Here is a 17455-nt window from a genome sequence, read left to right as displayed (position 1 = left end):
TTATTCCCGTGTGATTTGCATCGCTAACTGGATAGAAACCGTCATGCTCTCAGACTTCGCTTTACCTGTCCACGCAATGTCGAACGCGGTACCGTGGTCGGCAGAGGTCCGGATAAACGGCAGCCCGGCGGTGATGTTCACCCCGTCGTAAAAACCGAGTAATTTTAGCGGAATATGCCCCTGATCGTGATACATCGCCACCACCATGTCGTACATGCCCTCGTGGCACTGCATAAACACCGTATCCGGCGGGCACGGCCCATACACGTTCAGCCCCTTCGCTTTCATCGCCTCAACGGCCGGGCCAACAATCTTTATCTCTTCGTCGCCAAACAGGCCGTTCTCCCCGGCGTGCGGGTTAACCCCGGCCACGGCGATACGCGGATTGTCATAGCCCACGCGTTTGAGGAAGGTATCCGCAATGCCAATCACGGTTTTTACCCGATCCTGGTTCAGGGTATCAAGGAATTTGCGCAACGCGATGTGGGTGGTGATGTGAATGACCTTCAGCTGATCCGTATAGAGCACCATCGCGTAATCTTTGCTGTCGGTCAGGTGCGCCAGCAGCTCGGTGTGGCCCGGATAGTGATGGCCCGCCAGATGCAGCGCCTCTTTGTTCAGCGGCGCGGTGGCAATGGCTTTCACTTCGCCCGCCATAGCCAGCTCGGTCGCGCGACGCACGCAGCGGTAGGCCAGATCCCCCGCCTGGGCCTGCACCACGCCCGGCTGTAACGCCTCGGGATCGGCCAGGGGTTCATCCAGCACGTTGATGATTGCCGGGCCAAAATGCGCCTCGCTGACGCGGGAGACCACCCGCAGCTCTGCCGGGGCGGTGATGCCCTTCTCCAGCACCCGTTGCAGGGTTCTGGCGCAACCGACCACCACCACCGGCGCGCCGGACAACTCGCCCTCGGTCAGGGATTTGATAATGATTTCCGGGCCGATGCCCGCCGGGTCACCCATCGTTACAGCAATGATATTAGTCACTCATTTTCTCCTCGATAAAATGCAAAACCTCAAGCAGCGTGGTTTCAGTACCAAAACCGCCCGCTTTGGTCATGACTGGCCCCTGCCAGCGACAACCCAAAAATCGACCGAACGGCACGCACTGGGCCACCTGTCCGGTTATGGCAAAACCTTGCGCGTTAAGCGTGCTGGCGACCGCCATGGCTACGTCGCCCCCGGAGACATACAGCGCCGCCGGACGGCTGGTTTCCAAGGCGTTACGCGTCAGCTCCCCGAGAAACGCGCTTATGGTCTCCCCCAGCGCGGCGCGGCTTAACCCGCGCTGCTCGCATAGCGCGTCTATCTGATGACGGGCCTGGGTATCGGCGCAGGTATGCACCACGCAGTGCTGGCCTGCCGCCAGCGCCGCCGCGATCTGCTGCTGGTATCCGTCCATCGCCGCGTTAAACACATCATTGATATCTATTAGTACCGTGCTGACATTGTCCTGACCGCGCACGCGCTGGATCTGCTGCTGAGCGATTTCACTCATCGAACCGATGACCGCCAGCAGCTGGCGCGGAGTGGCAAGACGGCGGGCCAGGGCATCGCACAGCCCGGCGGAGCCCACCAGCAGCGGGCGCTCATCCCGGGCAAACGCCGCAGCGATAATCCGATCCAGATCGTCGTCGCTGCGGGCATCCACAATCACTAACCGGGCATCGCTCTCCAGGGCTGCCGCAAGCTGTTCAGGGGTGATCACCCGGCTTGCAAGCGTGGTTTGTTCCGCCAGCACTGCTGCGATTTGCGCGTAGCGCACCGGGGTTTTCGGGTCGCTGGCAAATTCGGTGTCGGTAACAGGCACCCCCTTCACCAGGCAGACGCCGTTTTCCGTGGTGCGCCCGGCCGCCGGGAACGCCGGGGCGATAATCGCCTGCCGTTTACCGCTGAGCGCAAGTAGCGCCTCAATCTCAGCGCCCGGGTTGCCGCGAAGGGTCGAGTCAATTTTCTTGATAAGCCAGTGAGCGGCGTGAACGTCGGCGGCATACTGCGCCAGTTTTTCAGCGGCCTCTGATGCCTTCATCGCCCGGCTATCGCTATTAATAACCAGCGCATCGGTGTCGTCGGTAAAGGGTGTCTTAAAGGCGACGCTGACCTTTTTGCCGCTCAGCGCCAGGCTCACACCCGCATCATTGGCACCGGTAAAGTCGTCGGCAATCACCACGATGTCTCTGTTCAGGTTATTCACTTTCATCCCCAGAGGTTTGCATTTCCTGTTAATGATTATATTCAATCATGATTGATTATATGTGAGCAAGATCAAGTTATTCGGTTTACGAATAAATTATAAATTTAGACACACGATGACTGTGATTGGCTGCGTTGAGCGAAATCAATCACAGACGCAGCAACAGGAGAGCGAAGTGTTAACCATTAACAGTACGATTATCAGCGGTGCGGGTGCGATCCCGGCCCTTGCACCACTGCTGGCAGGTAAGACGCGCCTTTTACTGGTCACCGACGGCAATATCGCCCGTCTGGACGCCGCCCGCGCCATCCGCGCCCTGCTGGAAGCCGACAACCGTAGCCTCAGCGTGATTGAGAGCGTGCCGCCGGAGCCAACGCATCACGACGTCCGCGCCCTGCTGGCGGAGATCGACAATACCGCTTTTGATCTGGTGGTGGGCGTGGGCGGCGGCAGCGTACTGGATGTGGCGAAGCTGCTCTCCGTGCTGTGTCATCCGGCATCACCGGGTCTGGATGCGTTGCTGGCGGGTGAAAAACCGACCGAGCGCCTCGCGTCACTGCTGATCCCGGCCAGCGCCGGTACCGGCTCTGAAGCCACGCCGAACGCCATCCTCGCCATTCCCGAGCAGAGCACCAAAGTCGGCATTATCTCCCCGGTTCTGCTGCCGGATTACGTGGCGCTGCTGCCGGAACTCACCACCAGCATGCCGCCGCACATTGCCTCTTCAACCGGGATCGACGCCCTCTGCCATCTGATCGAGTGCTATACCGCCACCGTCGCCAACCCGGTGAGCGATAACGCGGCGCTGACAGGACTGCGCAAGCTGGTGAATAACATCGAAACCGCCTGCGCCGAGCCGCACAACCTGATGGCGAAGCTCGAAATGCTGTGGGCCTCTTACTACGGCGGCGTGGCGATTGCCCATGCCGGGACCCATCTGGTGCATGCCCTTTCCTATCCGCTTGGCGGCAAATATCACCTGCCGCACGGCGTGGCGAACGCCATTCTGCTGGCGCCCTGCATGCGCGTGGTGCGCCCGGACGCGGTAGAAAAATTCGCCCGGGTGTGGGATCTGGTGCCAGGTGCCGATACCTCCCTGTCGGCGGAGGAGAAATCCCACGCGCTGGTGGCGTGGTTTGCCGCGCTGGTGCGCCGCCTCAATTTACCGGACAACCTCGAGACGCTGGGCGTACCGCGGGAAGATATCGCTTCGCTGAGCGATGCCGCGCTGAACGTAAAACGCCTGATGAACAATGCCCCGCGTCAGGTCAGCCATGCCGAGGTACAGGGCATCTACCAGACCCTGTTCCCCGAAATTTAAACTCGAAGGAGTGAACAATGCGTAACAAGATTGAAGGCGTGCTGACGGCGATCGTCACCCCCTTTACCGATGACGGCGACCTGCATCTGCCGGGGCTGAAGCGTCAGCTCCAGCGGCAGCTGGCGGCGGGAAACGGCATCTTCTGCGGCGGCACCAACGGTGAGTTTTTCGTCCTCACCGAAGAGGAAAAAGTGGCCGTCACCCGCACCTGCGTGGAAGAGGTCGCCGGGCGTGCACCGGTGGTGGCGCATATCGGGGAGATCTCCACCCGGGCCACTATCCGTCTCGGTAAGCAGGTTGAAGCCCTGGGCGTGGATGCCGTTTCGGTGATCACCCCGTGGTTTGTGCCCCTGACCCAGGCGGAACTCATCAGCCACTACACCGCGATCGCCGATGCCCTGAGCGTGCCGGTATTCCTCTATAACATCCCGGCGCGTACCGGCAACACCATTGAGCCGCAGACCGCGCGGGTGCTGGCCTCGCATCCGAATATCATCGGCATTAAGGACAGCGCGGGCAGCTACGAGAGCCTGAGCGGGTTCCTGAAAGCCGCCGAGGGTATCGACGGTTTCGACGTGCTGAACGGCCCGGACTCGCTGATCCATCAGGGCTTTGTCGAGGGCTGTTCGGCCTGTATTTCCGGGCTGGCGAACGTTGCCCCGGAGGCAATTAACGCCATCTGGACGCGTTTCCATGCGGGGGATATCGACGGCTCGCGCCAGGCGCAGGAAGGGGTTACTGAACTGCGGACCAGCTTGTACAAAGTGGCCTTCTCCCCGGCGGCGGTGAAAAAAGCGCTGCAGGTGATGGGCGAAGAGGTGGGTGAAAGCCGCTACGCGGTGGCTTTCGATGCGCAACAGACTGAACAGATCCGCCAGATAGTGACCAAGTCACTGCAGTAACCGGCGTTTGATTTCGTCCATAAGAATACCGGGCACCACGGGTGCCCAGGTTTCCTACGCCCTGAAGAGAGGCAAAGATGAACAATTTTACCGCTGAAGATACCCTGATCATCGTAGGCATCGTCATTGTCTACATCCTGTTTACCACCTGGCTGACCTTCCGGTTGCGCAGTAAAAACTCCGGTGATTTTATGGAAGGCTCCCGGGCGATGCCGGCGTTTATCGTCGGGATCCTGCTGATGTCTGAATACATCGGTGCTAAATCCACCATCGGCACCGCCCAGGCGGCGTTCGAAGACGGTTTTGCCGCCTCCTGGTCGGTGATCGGCGCGGCCATCGGCTTCCCGCTGTTTGGCCTGCTGCTGGTGAAACGCATCTATAACACCGGCAAAATCACCATCTCCGGGGCGATTGCCGAGAAGTACGGCACCAGCACCAAAAACATCATCTCGATTATCATGATCTACGCCCTGCTGCTGGTGAACGTTGGCAACTACGTTTCTGGCGCGGCGGCGATCTCCACCGTCCTGAAGGTCAACCTGCCGGTTGCCGCCTTTATCACGGCTATCGTCAGTACCTTCTACTTCGCCTTTGGCGGCATGAAGGGCGTGGCCTGGGTGACGCTGCTGCACAGCGCCCTGAAGTATTTCGGTATCCTGGTGATCATGGGCTTCGCGCTCTCGAAAACCGGCGGCTTTATGCCGATGATCGAGCAGATGCCGTCATACTACTGGACCTGGGACGGCAACATCGGGGCCAGCACCATCTTTGCCTGGCTGATCGGCACCATCGGCTCCATCTTCTGCACCCAGTTTGTGATCCAGGCTATCTCCTCCACCAAAGACGTGAAGTCGGCCAAACGCGCCACCTGGGTCGCCTTCTTCTTCTGCCTGCCGATCGCCCTGGCGATTGCGGTGATTGGCGTTGCCGCCAAGTATCTCCACCCGGAGATCGACAGCCTCTACGCCATGCCTATCTTCCTGCAGGACATGAACCCGTGGGTGGCCGGTCTTGTGACAACGTCACTTGTGGCGTCGATTTTCGTCAGCGTGAGCACCGTGGCGCTGGCCATCGCCTCGCTGGTGGTGAAAGATTTCTACGTGCCGTACCGCAACCCAACCCCGGAGCAAGAGTTTAAAGCCACCCGCTGGATGTCGCTGCTGATTGGCTTCCTGCCGCTGATTTTCGTCCTGCTGGTGCCGGAAGTGCTGAAGCTGTCGTTCTTCACCCGCGCCATCCGCCTGTCGATTACGGTGGTGGCGGTGATTGCCTTCTATGCGCCGTTCTTTAAGAGCACCCGCGGGGCGAACGCTGGTCTGATTGGGGCCTGCGTCGTGACCTCCCTGTGGTATCTGCTTGGCGACCCGTTTGGCATCAACAATATGTATATCGCGCTGATCACCCCGGCGGTGATTATGGTCCTCGACCGTCTGATCCCGAATAAAGCGGATCGCAAAGCGCCTGCCCCTGTTCAACATAATGGAGTCTGATATGTCTGTAACCGTAACCCGTGACGGGATTGTTCGCCCGCAGCCAGAGGACGGCCGCGTGGAAACGGCGATGTTGCCCTCTTCCTGCCCGCAGAACCACGCAGCGAACCTGCTGCCGCTGCCGGATGGCACCCTGATGTGCGTCTGGTTCGGCGGCACCCAGGAAGGGATCGCTGATATTTCGGTGTGGGGGTCGCGCCTGGCTCCCGGCAGCAACCAGTGGAGCGAGGCGGTGAAACTCTCCGACGACGCCAGCCGCTCGGAGCAGAACCCGGTGCTGTTCCTCGCCCCGGACAACGTGCTGTGGCTGCTGTGGACCGCCCAGCTCTCCGGCAACCAGGATACCGCCATCGTGCGCTATCGCCAGTCACGCGATCTGGGCCAGACCTGGGGCGAGATCGCCACCCTGCTGGATAAGCCCGGCACCTTTATCCGCCAGCCGATTGTGGTGCTGGATAACGGCAACTGGCTGCTGCCGGTCTTTTACTGCCGCACACAGCCGGGTGAAAAATGGGTGGGCAACGATGACATCAGCGCGGTGAAAATCTCTGAAGACCAGGGTCAGAGCTGGCGCGATGTCGAGGTGCCTGAAAGCCTGGGCTGCGTGCACATGAACATCACCGCCCTAAACAACGGCCACCTGGTGGCGCTGTACCGTAGCCGCTGGGCGGACAATATCTACATCAGCCAGTCGCTCGACAACGGCGAAAGCTGGTCTGTGCCGGAGCCGACTGAGCTGCCGAACAACAACTCGTCGATTCAGGTTACAACGCTTGCCAGCGGTGAGCTGGCGCTGGTGTTTAACCACATGAGTGCGGCGGGTGCGCTGGAGCGTCGCGCCTCGCTGTACGACGAGATCGACGACGGCGACGGGCGTAAAGAGCCGGAGGTCACCCACGGCCGCGCCGCCTTCTGGGGCGCCCCGCGCGCGCCAATGACCGTGGCGATTTCCGCCGACGGCGGGAAAAGCTGGGCCTGGCAGCGCAACCTCGACGAGGGCGACGGCTACTGCATGACCAATAACTCGCTGGAGAAGCTCAACCGCGAGTTCTCCTATCCGAGCATTAAACAGGGTGCCGACGGGTCGCTGCATATCGCCTATACGTACTTCCGTCAGGCGATCAAATACGTGCACGTCTCGCCGGAATGGGTGAAGGAGTCGCAACGGTGATTATCGGACACCTTAATGCCCTGCCGCTGGCAGGGCTCCCCGCCGCTCTGCGTGAGATACTCGATCGCCCGGACTGCTCTCTGGCGGCGCTGGCCGCCCGGGATGACGGACGCTGGCAGCCGGAAGGCTGTCCGTGGTTCTGCCATATCGGCCCGGCGCAGACCCAGCCGCAGGCGCAGCGCCATACGGAATATCATCATCAGTGGGCGGATATTCAGGTGGTGCTGTCGGGTGTGGAAATCATCAACGCCGGAATGCAGTCCCTGGCGCAGGAGGGCGACGAAGAGCGCAAGCCGGATCTTTTTATCGCCCCCGGGGCAGTGCATCCGGTGAGCATTACCCTGAAGCGTGCAGATTTCGCGGTGTTTCTGCCCGGCGAGCCGCATCAGGCGCTGTGTGCGGCTGATGCTACGATGACCGTGCGCAAGGCGGTATTCAAAGTGCCGCGCGCGCTGCTGGAGGTGTGATATGCGCACTGCCATCGTCACGGGTGCCAGTTCCGGTATCGGCGAAGCCATCGTGAACCGCCTGCTGGCCGAGGGCTGGCAGGTCACGGGGTTAAGCCGCCGCGGGGTGGATAATGCGCATCCGAATTTCACCAGCCTGAGCGTGGATTTGAGTGACACTGTCACGTTTGCGACTGCGTTGAATGCGCTTCCGGTGCCGCAGGCGATTGTTCACGCCGCAGGAATGATGGCCGCCGCCCCGCTCGGGGAGCTTGACCATGCGGTCAGCGCCAGACTGTGGGGGCTGCATATTCACGCCGCCGAGATCCTGTTTAACCACTTTGCGCCGCGGATGAGCGCGGGCGGACGGCTGGTGGCCATCGGCAGCCGCACCTCCCGCGGTGCGGCGGGTCGTTCGCAATATGTTGCCACCAAAGCCGCGCTGGTGGGGATGGTGCGCAGCTGGGCTGCAGAGCTGGCTCCGCGCGGGATCACCGCCAACGTGGTGGCCCCGGGTGCGACCCAGACCCCGATGCTGAGTGCCCCCGGACGGCAAACGTCCCCGCCAAAAGTGCCGCCGATGGGGAGATTAATCGCCCCGGAAGAGGTGGCGGCGATGGTGAGTTATCTGCTGAGTGCCGAAGCCGCACCCGTCACCGGGCAGGAGCTGGTGCTGTGCGGAGGGGCGTCGTTGGGGTGAGATTTGCGGCCTGTTTGCCGGGTGGCGGCTACGCCTTACCCGGCCTACAAGATCGTAGGCCCGTGCAAGCGCAGCGCCGCCGGGCATAACCACCGCAGAGGAATCCCCCGGTTTTAGTAGGCCTGTGCAAGCGCAGCGCCGCCGGGCATAACCACCGCAGAGGAATCCCCCCGGTTTTAGTAGGCCCGTGCAAGCGCAGCGCCGCCGGGCGATGCCGAGGGGGATTGTGCGGCCTGGTGCCCTCACCCCGGCCCTCTCCTTTGGTCCGAGGGTGCAAACACTAAAAACGGCAACTTGCGTTGCCGTTTTGCTTTTATCTCCGCAGGAACACGGTGCCTTTCAGATAGAGCGCCGCCTGGCCGCCGATCAACACCCGGTCGCCCTTCAGCTCGCAGCGCAGATCCCCGCCGCGGGGAGAAACCTGTCGCGCCAGCATGGCGGTTTTACCCAGCTTCTCGCTCCAGTAAGGGATCAGCATGCTGTGGGCGGAGCCGGTGACCGGATCTTCCGCCACCCCTTCGCCCGGACAGAAGAAGCGGCTGACAAAATCATACTCGTCCCCCGGCGCGGTGACGCAGACCATCTTGTCCAGCGGCATCATGCCGTCGATATCCGGGGTTAAGGCCTCGACCTGCTGCTGGTTTTCCAGCACCACCAGGTAATCGCGCCCTACCCGCACCTCTTTCGCCTCGCGGATACCCAGGGTGCTGAAAAGCAGTTCAGGCGGGTTCGCGACCGGCTCGCAGCCCCACGCCGGGAAGTCGAGGGTCAGCCAGTCGCCGCTGCGCTTGACCTTAAGCTCGCCCACAAAGCGGGTGGAGAAGACAATCTCGGTCTGCGGATAGTCGAGATACTCAAAAATCACATGCGCGCTGGCAAGCGTGGCGTGACCGCAGAGGTTGATTTCGTACTGCGTGGTAAACCAGCGCAGTTCAAAGCCGGTGTCGGTGCGCACGAAAAACGCGGTTTCCGACTGGTTGTGCTGCTGTGCCATCTTCAACAGAACGTCATCCGGCAGCCAGGCCTCCAGAGGGCAAACGGCTGCGGGATTCCCACCAAACGCGCGGTCGCTAAACGCATCGACCAGATAGAATTCTATTTCTTTCATTGGGTTAACCCTTATTTAGCGCAAAAACAGATGACCTTTCATATACAGCGATGCCTTGCCGCTCATCAGCACCCGGTCGCCCTTCAGTTCACAACGCACGTCGCCGCCCCGGGCAGAGACCTGCCGGGCAAAGAGCGACGTTTTGTTGAGCTTTTCGCTCCAGTACGGGATCAGCATGGTGTGCGCCGAGCCGGTGACCGGATCTTCCCACAGCGCCACGCCCGGCGAGAAAAAGCGGCTGACAAAATCGTACTCGCCCTCGCCCCGGGCGGTTATCGACACTTTATGCTCGCCCGGCGTCATGGCGTGGATATTCGGAGCTACCGCCTCTACCTGCTCGCGGTTTTCCAGCACCAGCACCCAGGCGCGCCCCTTGCGGGCCTCGACGTAATGGCTTATCCCCAGCGCGTGGAGCATCTCTGGCGGCGGGGTCTGTACTTGCGTCGGACAGGCCGGGAAATCGAGCGTTAACCAGTCGCCGTCGCGGCTGACGGTGAGCCTGCCGGACGCCGTATCAAAATGGATCCGGGTATCTGGATAGTCCATCTCGTTGAACAGCACCCAGGCGGTGGCCAGGGTCGCGTGACCGCAAAGATTGACCTCGCCGTGGGTGGTAAACCAGCGCAGTTCGATGCCGTCATTATGGCGCACAAAAAAAGCGGTCTCCGACTGGTTATGCTCTTGCGTCATCTTCAGCAGCGTCTCGTCCGGCAACCACTCCGGCAGCGGACACACCGCCGCCGGGTTACCGCCAAATGCACCATCGCTGAACGCATCGACCAGAAAAAACTCGATATCCTGCATCGCTTTACCTGTTGTTAACGTTATGTTGCATCCTATATTCATGGAAAAGAACCGATTTCACCAGCGATTACTGCGCCATCACAGTGAGATCTGCATCACAAAATGATTGTATTTCCACCAGGGAAGGTTTTAAGATCGTCACACCTCATTTACGTAATCAATCCCGGACATCCCTATGACAACCAACACAGTTTCCCGCCGGGTCGCGTGGCTACGGGTGGTGACGCTCGCCGTTGCCGCGTTTATCTTCAACACCACGGAATTTGTTCCCGTCGGCCTGCTCTCGGATATCGCCAGCAGCTTCGGCATGGAGACCGCCCAGGTGGGGATCATGCTCACCATCTACGCCTGGGTCGTGGCGCTGATGTCGTTGCCCTTTATGCTGCTCACCAGCCAGATCGAACGCCGCAAGCTGCTGATCGGGCTGTTCGTGCTGTTTATCGCCAGCCATGTGCTGTCGTTCCTGGCCTGGAACTTTTCGGTGCTGGTGATTAGCCGGATCGGCATTGCCTTTGCCCACGCGATTTTCTGGTCGATTACCGCCTCGCTGGCCATTCGTCTGGCTCCGGCCGGGAAGCGCGCCCAGGCGCTGAGCCTGCTGGCGACCGGCACCGCCCTGGCGATGGTGCTCGGCCTGCCGCTCGGGCGCATCGTCGGGCAGATGTTCGGCTGGCGCACCACCTTTTTCGTTATCGGCCTTGGGGCGCTGTTCACCCTGCTGTGCCTGATTAAACTGTTGCCGAAACTGCCGAGCGAACACTCCGGATCGCTGAAAAGCCTGCCGCTGCTGGTGCGTCGTCCGGCGCTGATGAGCCTCTATCTGCTGACGGTGGTGGTTGTGACGGCGCACTACACCGCCTACAGCTATATCGAGCCGTTTGTGCAGACGGTCGCCGGGTTTAGCGCCCGTTTCGCCACTATCCTGCTGTTACTGCTGGGTGGCGCAGGCATTATCGGCAGCGTGCTGTTTGGTAGACTCGGCAACCGTCACGCCTCCCTGCTGGTGAGCAGCGCCATTGGCCTGCTGCTGGCGTGTCTGCTGCTTCTGCTGCCCGCGTCGGGAAGCGAGATGAATCTGGCGCTGCTGAGCGTTGTCTGGGGCGTGGCGATCATGATCATCGGTCTCGGGATGCAGGTAAAGGTGCTGGCCCTGGCGCCAGATGCCACCGACGTGGCGATGGCGCTTTTCTCCGGGATTTTCAATCTGGGGATTGGCGCGGGTGCGCTGGTGGGGAATCAGATCAGCCTGCATATTTCGATGGCGTCGATTGGCTATCTGGGGGCGATACCGGCGCTGGCGGCGTTAATCTGGTCGGTGCTGATCTTCCGCAAATGGCCGGTTACGCTGGAAGAGCAGCCGCATCACGGTTAGAGAAAAGTCCGGGCGGCAGGACGCCGCCCGGTTTGGTTATGACGGATAGGTCTGAATAATTTCAAGCACGCCGTTGATAATAAACTGCACGCCCATGCAGACCAGCAGGAAGCCCATCAGACGGGAGATCGCCTCGATACCGTCTTTACCCACCCAGCGCATAATCGCGCCCGAACTACGCAGACATCCCCACAGGATCACGCCGATAAGGGCGAAGATCAGCGGCGGTGCAATCATAATTACCCAGTCCGGGAAGTCAGAGCCGCTGCGCACCGTCGAGGCGGAACTGATAATCATCGCAATCGTACCTGGCCCCGCGGTGCTTGGCATGGCCAGCGGCACGAAGGCGATGTTCGGTGCTTCTTTATCCTGCATCTCCTCAAGCGTGTCCTGCGCGTCGCTGGCATGCGTCGCTTTCGGGGCCGGGAACAGCATTCTGAAGCCGATAAAAGCAACAATCAGGCCACCGGCGATGCGCAGGCCGGGAATGGAGATCCCGAAGGTGTTCATCACCAGTTGTCCGGCGTAGTACGCCACCATCATGATCGCGAAGACGTAAACAGAGGCCATGAGCGACTGATGATTACGCTGTTCACGGTTCATATCCCCCGCCAGACCCAGGAACAGCGCAACGGTGGTTAATGGGTTCGCCAGCGGCAGCAGAACCACCAGCCCAAGACCAATTGCTTTAATTAAATCAACCATTTTACTGAGTTGTCCTTATCAAAAATGAACCACGCAAGTATAGGGTGAAAACCCCTGTTTCGACTACGCGCGCTTCGTAAGTAATATTTTCGCGCCGAAATCAATTCACCACGATGATATGTCGTTCTACGAAGCGGGCAAAAAAGTGATCTGAATCGCTTTAGCAAATCGTGTCATAAGCAAATGCATTCAGTTGACTTATAGTTGCCTGAGCAATAATATCTGCCGTGATTAAACTACTTGCCAGGGCAACCATTGTGAAAAGCACCAGTGACCTCTTCAACGAAATCATTCCGCTGGGTCGCCTTATCTATATGGTTAACCAGAAGAAAGACCGCCTGCTCAATGACTATCTGTCACCGCTGGATATCACCGCAACGCAATTTAAAGTGCTCTGCTCCGTGCGCTGCGAGGTGTGTATCACCCCGGTTGAGCTTAAGAAAATCTTATCCGTCGACCTCGGCGCGTTGACGCGAATGATCGACAGGCTGGTCTGCAGGGGCTGGATTGAGCGCCGCCCTAATCCGAATGACAAACGCGGCGTGCTGTTGCAACTGACCAGTGACGGCGCGGAAATGTGTGAACAATGTCATCAATTAGTAGGACAAGAACTGCACCAGGAACTAACAAAAAACTTAACGGCGGACGAAGTGGCAACTCTTGAGCTCTTGCTTAAGAAAATCCTGCCGTAAACAGAAAGAGGTATGACGATGTCCAGACGCAATACTGACGCCATCACTATTCATAGCATTTTGGGCTGGATCGAAGATAACCTGGAGTCGCCGCTCTCGCTTGAGAAAGTGTCTGAGCGTTCAGGTTACTCAAAATGGCACCTGCAACGGATGTTCAAAAAAGAGACCGGCCACTCATTAGGCCAGTACATCCGCAGCCGCAAATTAACGGAAATCGCACAGAAGCTGAAGGAAAGTAACGAGCCGATCCTGTATCTGGCTGAGCGTTACGGGTTTGAATCGCAGCAAACGCTGACCCGCACGTTCAAGAACTACTTCGATGTGCCACCGCATAAATACCGTATTACCAATATGCACGGGGAATCCCGGTATCTGCTTCCGATCAATCACTGTAACTGCTAATCGCCTGTATTAAGACGTATCGAGGAATATATGAAACTGTTAGCTTCCGCCGCCTTCACCGCACTGGTGCTGGTCTCTGCCCAGAGTTTTGCGGAGCAAACGCCTTCTGTGCCGCAGCCTCACAGCCGCGACACGATGATCCTGCCGACCGCTAACGGTCAGTCGCCCCACGATTTTAACCATATGGGCGCAGGCAGCGACAAATCCGACGAGTTAGGGGTGCCGTATTACAATCAGCACAATTAATTCGTTTTGCCCCGCCCGCGCGGGGCTTTTTTTTAGCCCCTCACCCGCGCCGTCCGGCGTACGCGAAAGCCAAAGACGTTAATATAGAGTCCAGCCATCACCAGAACGGCCCCAATCAGCTGCAGCGCCCCGAGTTTTTCATTGAGCAGCAGTGCCGCACTGGCGATCCCGACGACCGGAACGAGCAGCGACAGCGGTGCCACCCGCCAGGTTTCGTAGCGTCCGAGCAGCGTGCCCCAGATGCCGTAGCCGATGATGGTGGCGACAAACGCCAGATAGACCAGCGACAAAATGGTGGTCACATCGATAGTCACCAGGCTGTTATACATCACCGTCGGGCCATCCAGCAGATAAGACGCCAGCATAAACGGCACAATCGGGATCAGGGCGCTCCACACCACCAGCGACATGACTGCCGGACGCGTCTCGAGCTGCATGATCTTTTTGTTAAAGATATTGCCGCACGCCCAGCTGAAGGCGGCCGCCAGGGTCAGCAAGAAGCCCAGCAGCGCGACGTGCTGTCCGTTGAGACTGGCCTCTGCCAGCACCAGCACCCCAACCACCGCCAGGGCGATCCCCGCCAGCTGTTTGCCCTGAAGCCGCTCGCCAAACACCAGCGCCCCCAGGATGATGGTGAAGAACGCCTGCGCCTGCAGCACCAGCGAAGCCAGCCCGGCGGGCATGCCGAAGTTAATGGCGCAAAACAGGAAGGCGAACTGACCGAAGCTGATGGTCAGGCCGTAGCCCAGCAGCAGACGAAACGGGATCTTCGGACGGGCAACAAAAAACAGCGCCGGGAAGGCCACCAGCATAAAGCGTAAACCGGCCAGCATCAGCGGAGGCATATTGTGCAACCCGACCTTGATCACCACAAAATTCAGCCCCCAAACCACCACCACCAGTAATGCCAGCAGCCCGTCTTTACGCGTCATACCCTGCCCCTGTTTATTAAATTTTTGTAAACACTTATCAAAGTAACGAAAAAATCCGAAGAGGAACAGATCATTATTTCTGGCAGTCAGGCGAAGCACTTAGGGATAAATTTGGTGCTATACAAGCCCCTTATGGCGTGATAATCCTGATAAGACATAACAAAAAATTCACACGCAATTGTCGGGCAGGAAAATGAACACATCACTCAGGCGCTCAACCGCAGCGCTGCTGGCGTCATCGTTATTACTCACCATTGGACGCGGCGCCACGCTGCCGTTCATGACCATCTATCTGACCCGCGTCTTCAACATGAGCGTGGAGAATATTGGTTATGCCCTGACGGTGGCCCTGACGATTGGCGTGGTTTTCAGCCTGGGTTTTGGCATTCTGGCCGACAAGTTCGATAAAAACCGCTACATGCTGATCGCCATTTTCGCGGTGGCGCTGGGCTTTCTGGCGATCCCGCTGGTGGATAACGTGGTGCTGGTGGTGCTAGCCTTTTCACTGATCAACTGCGCCTATTCGGTCTTTTCCACGGTGCTGAAAGCCTGGTTCTCTGACGTGCTGAGCCCGGCGGAAAAGGCGCGGGTGTTCTCGCTGAACTACAGCTTTCTGAACATTGGCTGGACCATCGGGCCACCGCTCAGCACCCTGCTGGTGATGTACAGCCTGCAGCTACCGTTCTGGGTCGCGGCCTTCTGCGCCGCCCTGCCGCTGGTGTTGATTCAGCGCTATGTGCAGAAAAGCGTGGCGGCCGACGGTGAACACGCCCCGGTGCCGTGGCAGCCGTCGGTGCTGCTGCGCGATCGGGCGCTGTTCTGGTATACCCTTTCCGGCCTGCTGGCCTCCTACGTGGGCGGTTCGTTCGCCAGCTGTATTTCGCAGTACGTGCTGGCGGCGGACTACGACAGTGATTTTGCCCAGAACGTGGTGGCCGTGGTGCTGCCGGTAAACGCCGCATTGGTGGTCTCGCTGCAGTACATCATTGGCCGCAAGCTGTCGGCGCGGAATATCCGCCCGTTAATGACTCTCGGCACCCTGTTTTTTGTCCTCGGTCTGGCGGGGTTTATGCTCTCCGGCGAGAACCTGGTCTACTGGGGGATCGCAGCGGCGGTGTTTACCATCGGTGAGATTATTTATGCGCCGGGTGAGTATATGCTGATCGACAATATCGCCCCGCCGGGTATGAAAGCCAGCTACTTCTCCGCCCAGGCGCTCGGCTGGCTCGGCGCGGCGTTTAACCCGATGATCACCGGACTGATCCTGACCCATCTCCCGCACTGGTCGCTGTTTGTGATTATGATGGTCGCCATCGTGCTGGCGTGGATGATGATTTTGCGCGGGATGCGGGTGAAGGCGTGGGTTGAGGCGCCAGGTTTAGTCTCGCGGTAATTGCCCGGCGGCGCTTCGCTTGCACGGGCCTACAAAGTCCAAAACCGTACGCCGCAACCAAAATATCGCCCGGCGGCGCTACGCTTGCCGGGCCTACGAGGGCCACAAAACGTAGGCCGGGTAAGGCGGAGCCGCCACCCGGCACACAGGCCGCACCGAAATTAATGGTGCAACATCTCCTCGACAACCTGCTCTTTATACATTTCGTTTGGATAATAGGTCGGCCAGTTATCCATCTCTTTTAATAACGCCTCGTGGGAGGTGTTGCCCATAAAGATATGGAAATGGCTGGACTGGCGCGGGCCGATAATATGGTCGCTGAACTGGACAAATTTCGGTGCCTGACTGCTGGCGTCCTTACATTCAAACAAATAGCGCACGCCTTTTTTGCCCGACGCGTAGGTCAGGATCTTGTAGCCATTAGAGACATACTCACAGCTGGCGACGTTTTTCCCGCGATGAAACTCCATCACGTTATTTTCAATGCCGATGCTCTCGACGTCGGTGGCATAACCGGTGCGGTAATAAGCTTTTACCTGCTCAAAGGTTTTGCTCTTCTCTTTCTCGGCTTTCTTTTTAAATACCGGGTCGAGATCGCCGCTCAGCAAAAACGGATAGACCGACTGCCAGACGCCGTCCCAGTTGGAGAGCGGGCGATCCTTGACGTCTTTATCTTCAAATACGCCGTTCGCCGCTTTTTGTTCCGCTTCGGTCATTTGATGTCCATGCGAATGGGCATAGAGCTGGCCGCTGACCAGCATTGCCCCCAGAGTTATTGCAAATTTACCAATATGTCCTGCCAAGATAATGTCCTCACTCCGTTTAGAGAGTGAGGATGTTATATTATAACATTGCACAAAACAACCCTGTTAAATCGCCACCAGGCCGCGTACCCCCTCCTGCTCCATATTCTCGCCGCGTCCGCGCTGAATAATGCTTCCCCGGGACATCAGCAGATAGCTGTCGGCCAGTTCGGCGGCAAAGTCATAGAACTGCTCCACCAGCAGGATCGCCATGTCGCCACGGTTGGCTAGCTGGCGGATCACCTGGCCAATCTCCTTGATTACCGATGGCTGAATGCCCTCTGTCGGCTCGTCCAGAATGAGCAGTTGCGGACGGCTGGCAAGCGCCCGTCCAATCGTCAGCTGCTGTTGCTGGCCGCCCGAGAGATCGCCGCCCCGGCGCTGCTTCATCTCCTGTAAAACCGGAAACAGCCGCCAGATCTCGTCCGGCACCTGCTTCGCCTCTTTTGCCGGGAAACGCGACAGCCCCAGTAACAGATTCTCCTCCACCGTCAGGCGGGGGAAAATGTCCCGCCCCTGGGGCACGTAGGCCACACCCGCCTGCACCCGCTGGTGCGGTCTGGCCTGGGTGAGATTTTTGCCCTGCCAGAGGATCTCGCCGTTGCGCGCCGGGATCAGCCCCATCAGGCACTTCAGGAGCGTGGTTTTACCTACCCCGTTGCGCCCGAGCAGACAGGTAACTTCGCCGGGCAGCGCCTCAAAACTGACCCCGCGCAGGATATGGCTTCCGCCGTAATACTGATTCAGTTCGTTAACCTTAAGCATCCGCGCTCC

At 59.1% G+C, this 17455-nt stretch carries 19 protein-coding genes; 11 read left to right on the top strand and 8 right to left on the bottom strand.

Annotated elements, in window-relative coordinates; all coding sequences use genetic code 11:
- Complete coding sequence (locus tag FFB58_RS02825) at window positions 1-987, bottom strand: D-threonate 4-phosphate dehydrogenase (RefSeq protein WP_138368911.1); 987 nt, start codon at window positions 985-987, stop codon at window positions 1-3.
- Entirely contained in the window at window positions 980-2200 is a 1221-nt protein-coding gene (locus FFB58_RS02820) for a four-carbon acid sugar kinase family protein (protein WP_138368910.1), read from the bottom strand. The genes FFB58_RS02825 and FFB58_RS02820 overlap by 8 nt, the downstream gene beginning before the upstream one ends.
- 169 nt (window positions 2201-2369) lie before the next feature.
- Here FFB58_RS02820 and FFB58_RS02815 point away from each other — a divergent pair, with 169 nt between their 5' ends.
- The 6 genes from FFB58_RS02815 to FFB58_RS02790 all read left to right on the top strand — a co-directional run bounded on the left by FFB58_RS02815 (window position 2370) and on the right by FFB58_RS02790 (window position 8224).
- Window positions 2370-3515, top strand: a complete 1146-nt coding sequence (locus FFB58_RS02815) for an iron-containing alcohol dehydrogenase (protein ID WP_138368909.1) — start codon at window positions 2370-2372, stop codon at window positions 3513-3515.
- Window positions 3516-3532: 17 nt separating this feature from the next.
- Window positions 3533-4417, top strand: a complete 885-nt coding sequence (locus tag FFB58_RS02810) for a dihydrodipicolinate synthase family protein (protein ID WP_138368908.1) — start codon at window positions 3533-3535, stop codon at window positions 4415-4417.
- Window positions 4418-4494: 77 nt separating this feature from the next.
- Complete coding sequence (locus FFB58_RS02805) at window positions 4495-5907, top strand: sodium:solute symporter family protein (RefSeq protein WP_138368907.1); 1413 nt, start codon at window positions 4495-4497, stop codon at window positions 5905-5907.
- A gap of 1 nt (window position 5908) precedes the next feature.
- Entirely contained in the window at window positions 5909-7078 is a 1170-nt protein-coding gene (locus tag FFB58_RS02800) for an exo-alpha-sialidase (RefSeq protein ID WP_138368906.1), read from the top strand.
- A complete protein-coding gene (locus FFB58_RS02795; protein ID WP_138368905.1) occupies window positions 7075-7545 on the top strand; it encodes a YhcH/YjgK/YiaL family protein in 471 nt (156 codons plus the stop codon). The genes FFB58_RS02800 and FFB58_RS02795 overlap by 4 nt, the downstream gene beginning before the upstream one ends.
- A 1-nt stretch (window position 7546) precedes the next feature.
- A complete protein-coding gene (locus tag FFB58_RS02790) occupies window positions 7547-8224 on the top strand; it encodes an SDR family oxidoreductase (RefSeq protein ID WP_138368904.1) in 678 nt (225 codons plus the stop codon).
- 313 nt (window positions 8225-8537) lie between these two features.
- On the opposite strand, the gene FFB58_RS02785 is transcribed toward FFB58_RS02790, so the two are convergent.
- Window positions 8538-9332, bottom strand: coding sequence for a PhzF family phenazine biosynthesis protein (locus FFB58_RS02785; protein WP_138368903.1), 795 nt, complete (start codon window positions 9330-9332; stop codon window positions 8538-8540).
- Window positions 9333-9347: 15 nt separating this feature from the next.
- A complete protein-coding gene (locus FFB58_RS02780) occupies window positions 9348-10136 on the bottom strand; it encodes a PhzF family phenazine biosynthesis protein (protein WP_138368902.1) in 789 nt (262 codons plus the stop codon).
- Window positions 10137-10311: 175 nt separating this feature from the next.
- On the opposite strand from FFB58_RS02780, the gene FFB58_RS02775 reads away from it, so the two are divergent.
- Window positions 10312-11508, top strand: a complete 1197-nt coding sequence (locus FFB58_RS02775; RefSeq protein WP_138368901.1) for a sugar transporter — start codon at window positions 10312-10314, stop codon at window positions 11506-11508.
- A 36-nt stretch (window positions 11509-11544) separates the two neighbouring features.
- Here the strand turns inward: FFB58_RS02775 and FFB58_RS02770 are convergent, their stop codons facing one another.
- Entirely contained in the window at window positions 11545-12213 is a 669-nt protein-coding gene (locus FFB58_RS02770) for a MarC family NAAT transporter (protein WP_039028826.1), read from the bottom strand.
- Window positions 12214-12470: 257 nt separating this feature from the next.
- On the opposite strand from FFB58_RS02770, the gene marR reads away from it, so the two are divergent.
- From marR to marB, 3 genes are read left to right on the top strand one after another with little or no spacing between them, the layout of a single operon-like run.
- Window positions 12471-12905 (top strand): multiple antibiotic resistance transcriptional regulator MarR, encoded by a 435-nt coding sequence (gene marR, locus FFB58_RS02765; protein ID WP_039028827.1) that lies wholly within the window; start codon window positions 12471-12473, stop codon window positions 12903-12905.
- 18 nt (window positions 12906-12923) lie between these two features.
- Window positions 12924-13307: an MDR efflux pump AcrAB transcriptional activator MarA gene (gene marA / locus FFB58_RS02760; RefSeq protein WP_138369239.1), complete on the top strand. Its 384-nt coding sequence runs from the start codon at window positions 12924-12926 to the stop codon at window positions 13305-13307.
- Window positions 13308-13337: 30 nt separating this feature from the next.
- Window positions 13338-13553, top strand: a complete 216-nt coding sequence (gene marB / locus FFB58_RS02755; protein WP_039028829.1) for a multiple antibiotic resistance protein MarB — start codon at window positions 13338-13340, stop codon at window positions 13551-13553.
- Window positions 13554-13585: 32 nt separating this feature from the next.
- On the opposite strand, the gene eamA is transcribed toward marB, so the two are convergent.
- Entirely contained in the window at window positions 13586-14485 is a 900-nt protein-coding gene (gene eamA / locus FFB58_RS02750; RefSeq protein ID WP_138368900.1) for an O-acetylserine/cysteine exporter, read from the bottom strand.
- A gap of 193 nt (window positions 14486-14678) precedes the next feature.
- Here eamA and ydeE point away from each other — a divergent pair, with 193 nt between their 5' ends.
- Window positions 14679-15878, top strand: coding sequence for an efflux MFS transporter YdeE (ydeE, locus tag FFB58_RS02745; protein WP_138368899.1), 1200 nt, complete (start codon window positions 14679-14681; stop codon window positions 15876-15878).
- A gap of 161 nt (window positions 15879-16039) precedes the next feature.
- Here the strand turns inward: ydeE and zinT are convergent, their stop codons facing one another.
- Together zinT and urtE are read right to left on the bottom strand one after the other, a co-directional pair.
- Entirely contained in the window at window positions 16040-16681 is a 642-nt protein-coding gene (gene zinT / locus FFB58_RS02740) for a metal-binding protein ZinT (protein ID WP_138368898.1), read from the bottom strand.
- A 66-nt stretch (window positions 16682-16747) separates the two neighbouring features.
- Window positions 16748-17446, bottom strand: a complete 699-nt coding sequence (gene urtE, locus FFB58_RS02735) for an urea ABC transporter ATP-binding subunit UrtE (protein WP_138368897.1) — start codon at window positions 17444-17446, stop codon at window positions 16748-16750.
- Between the last annotated feature and the right edge of the window lie 9 nt (window positions 17447-17455).

It is taken from the genome of Enterobacter sp. MF024, assembly GCF_005843915.1.
Classification (GTDB): Bacteria; Pseudomonadota; Gammaproteobacteria; order Enterobacterales; family Enterobacteriaceae; genus Enterobacter; species Enterobacter barmai.
The sequence above is the reverse complement of the archived record's forward strand: the minus strand, read 5'-3'. Positions and strand labels throughout refer to the sequence as shown.

Excerpts from the sequence above, each read along its gene's own strand:
- FFB58_RS02820 (WP_138368910.1), bottom strand. The coding sequence starts at position 2,200 with ATGAAAGTGAATAACCTGAACAGAGACATCGTGGTGATTGCCGACGAC.
- FFB58_RS02810 (WP_138368908.1), top strand. The coding sequence starts at position 3,533 with ATGCGTAACAAGATTGAAGGCGTGCTGACGGCGATCGTCACCCCCTTT.
- FFB58_RS02805 (WP_138368907.1), top strand. The coding sequence starts at position 4,495 with ATGAACAATTTTACCGCTGAAGATACCCTGATCATCGTAGGCATCGTC.
- FFB58_RS02800 (WP_138368906.1), top strand. The coding sequence starts at position 5,909 with ATGTCTGTAACCGTAACCCGTGACGGGATTGTTCGCCCGCAGCCAGAG.
- FFB58_RS02790 (WP_138368904.1), top strand. The coding sequence starts at position 7,547 with ATGCGCACTGCCATCGTCACGGGTGCCAGTTCCGGTATCGGCGAAGCC.
- FFB58_RS02785 (WP_138368903.1), bottom strand. The coding sequence starts at position 9,332 with ATGAAAGAAATAGAATTCTATCTGGTCGATGCGTTTAGCGACCGCGCG.
- FFB58_RS02780 (WP_138368902.1), bottom strand. The coding sequence starts at position 10,136 with ATGCAGGATATCGAGTTTTTTCTGGTCGATGCGTTCAGCGATGGTGCA.
- FFB58_RS02775 (WP_138368901.1), top strand. The coding sequence starts at position 10,312 with ATGACAACCAACACAGTTTCCCGCCGGGTCGCGTGGCTACGGGTGGTG.
- FFB58_RS02770 (WP_039028826.1), bottom strand. The coding sequence starts at position 12,213 with ATGGTTGATTTAATTAAAGCAATTGGTCTTGGGCTGGTGGTTCTGCTG.
- marA (WP_138369239.1), top strand. The coding sequence starts at position 12,924 with ATGTCCAGACGCAATACTGACGCCATCACTATTCATAGCATTTTGGGC.
- marB (WP_039028829.1), top strand. The coding sequence starts at position 13,338 with ATGAAACTGTTAGCTTCCGCCGCCTTCACCGCACTGGTGCTGGTCTCT.
- eamA (WP_138368900.1), bottom strand. The coding sequence starts at position 14,485 with ATGACGCGTAAAGACGGGCTGCTGGCATTACTGGTGGTGGTGGTTTGG.
- ydeE (WP_138368899.1), top strand. The coding sequence starts at position 14,679 with ATGAACACATCACTCAGGCGCTCAACCGCAGCGCTGCTGGCGTCATCG.
- urtE (WP_138368897.1), bottom strand. The coding sequence starts at position 17,446 with ATGCTTAAGGTTAACGAACTGAATCAGTATTACGGCGGAAGCCATATC.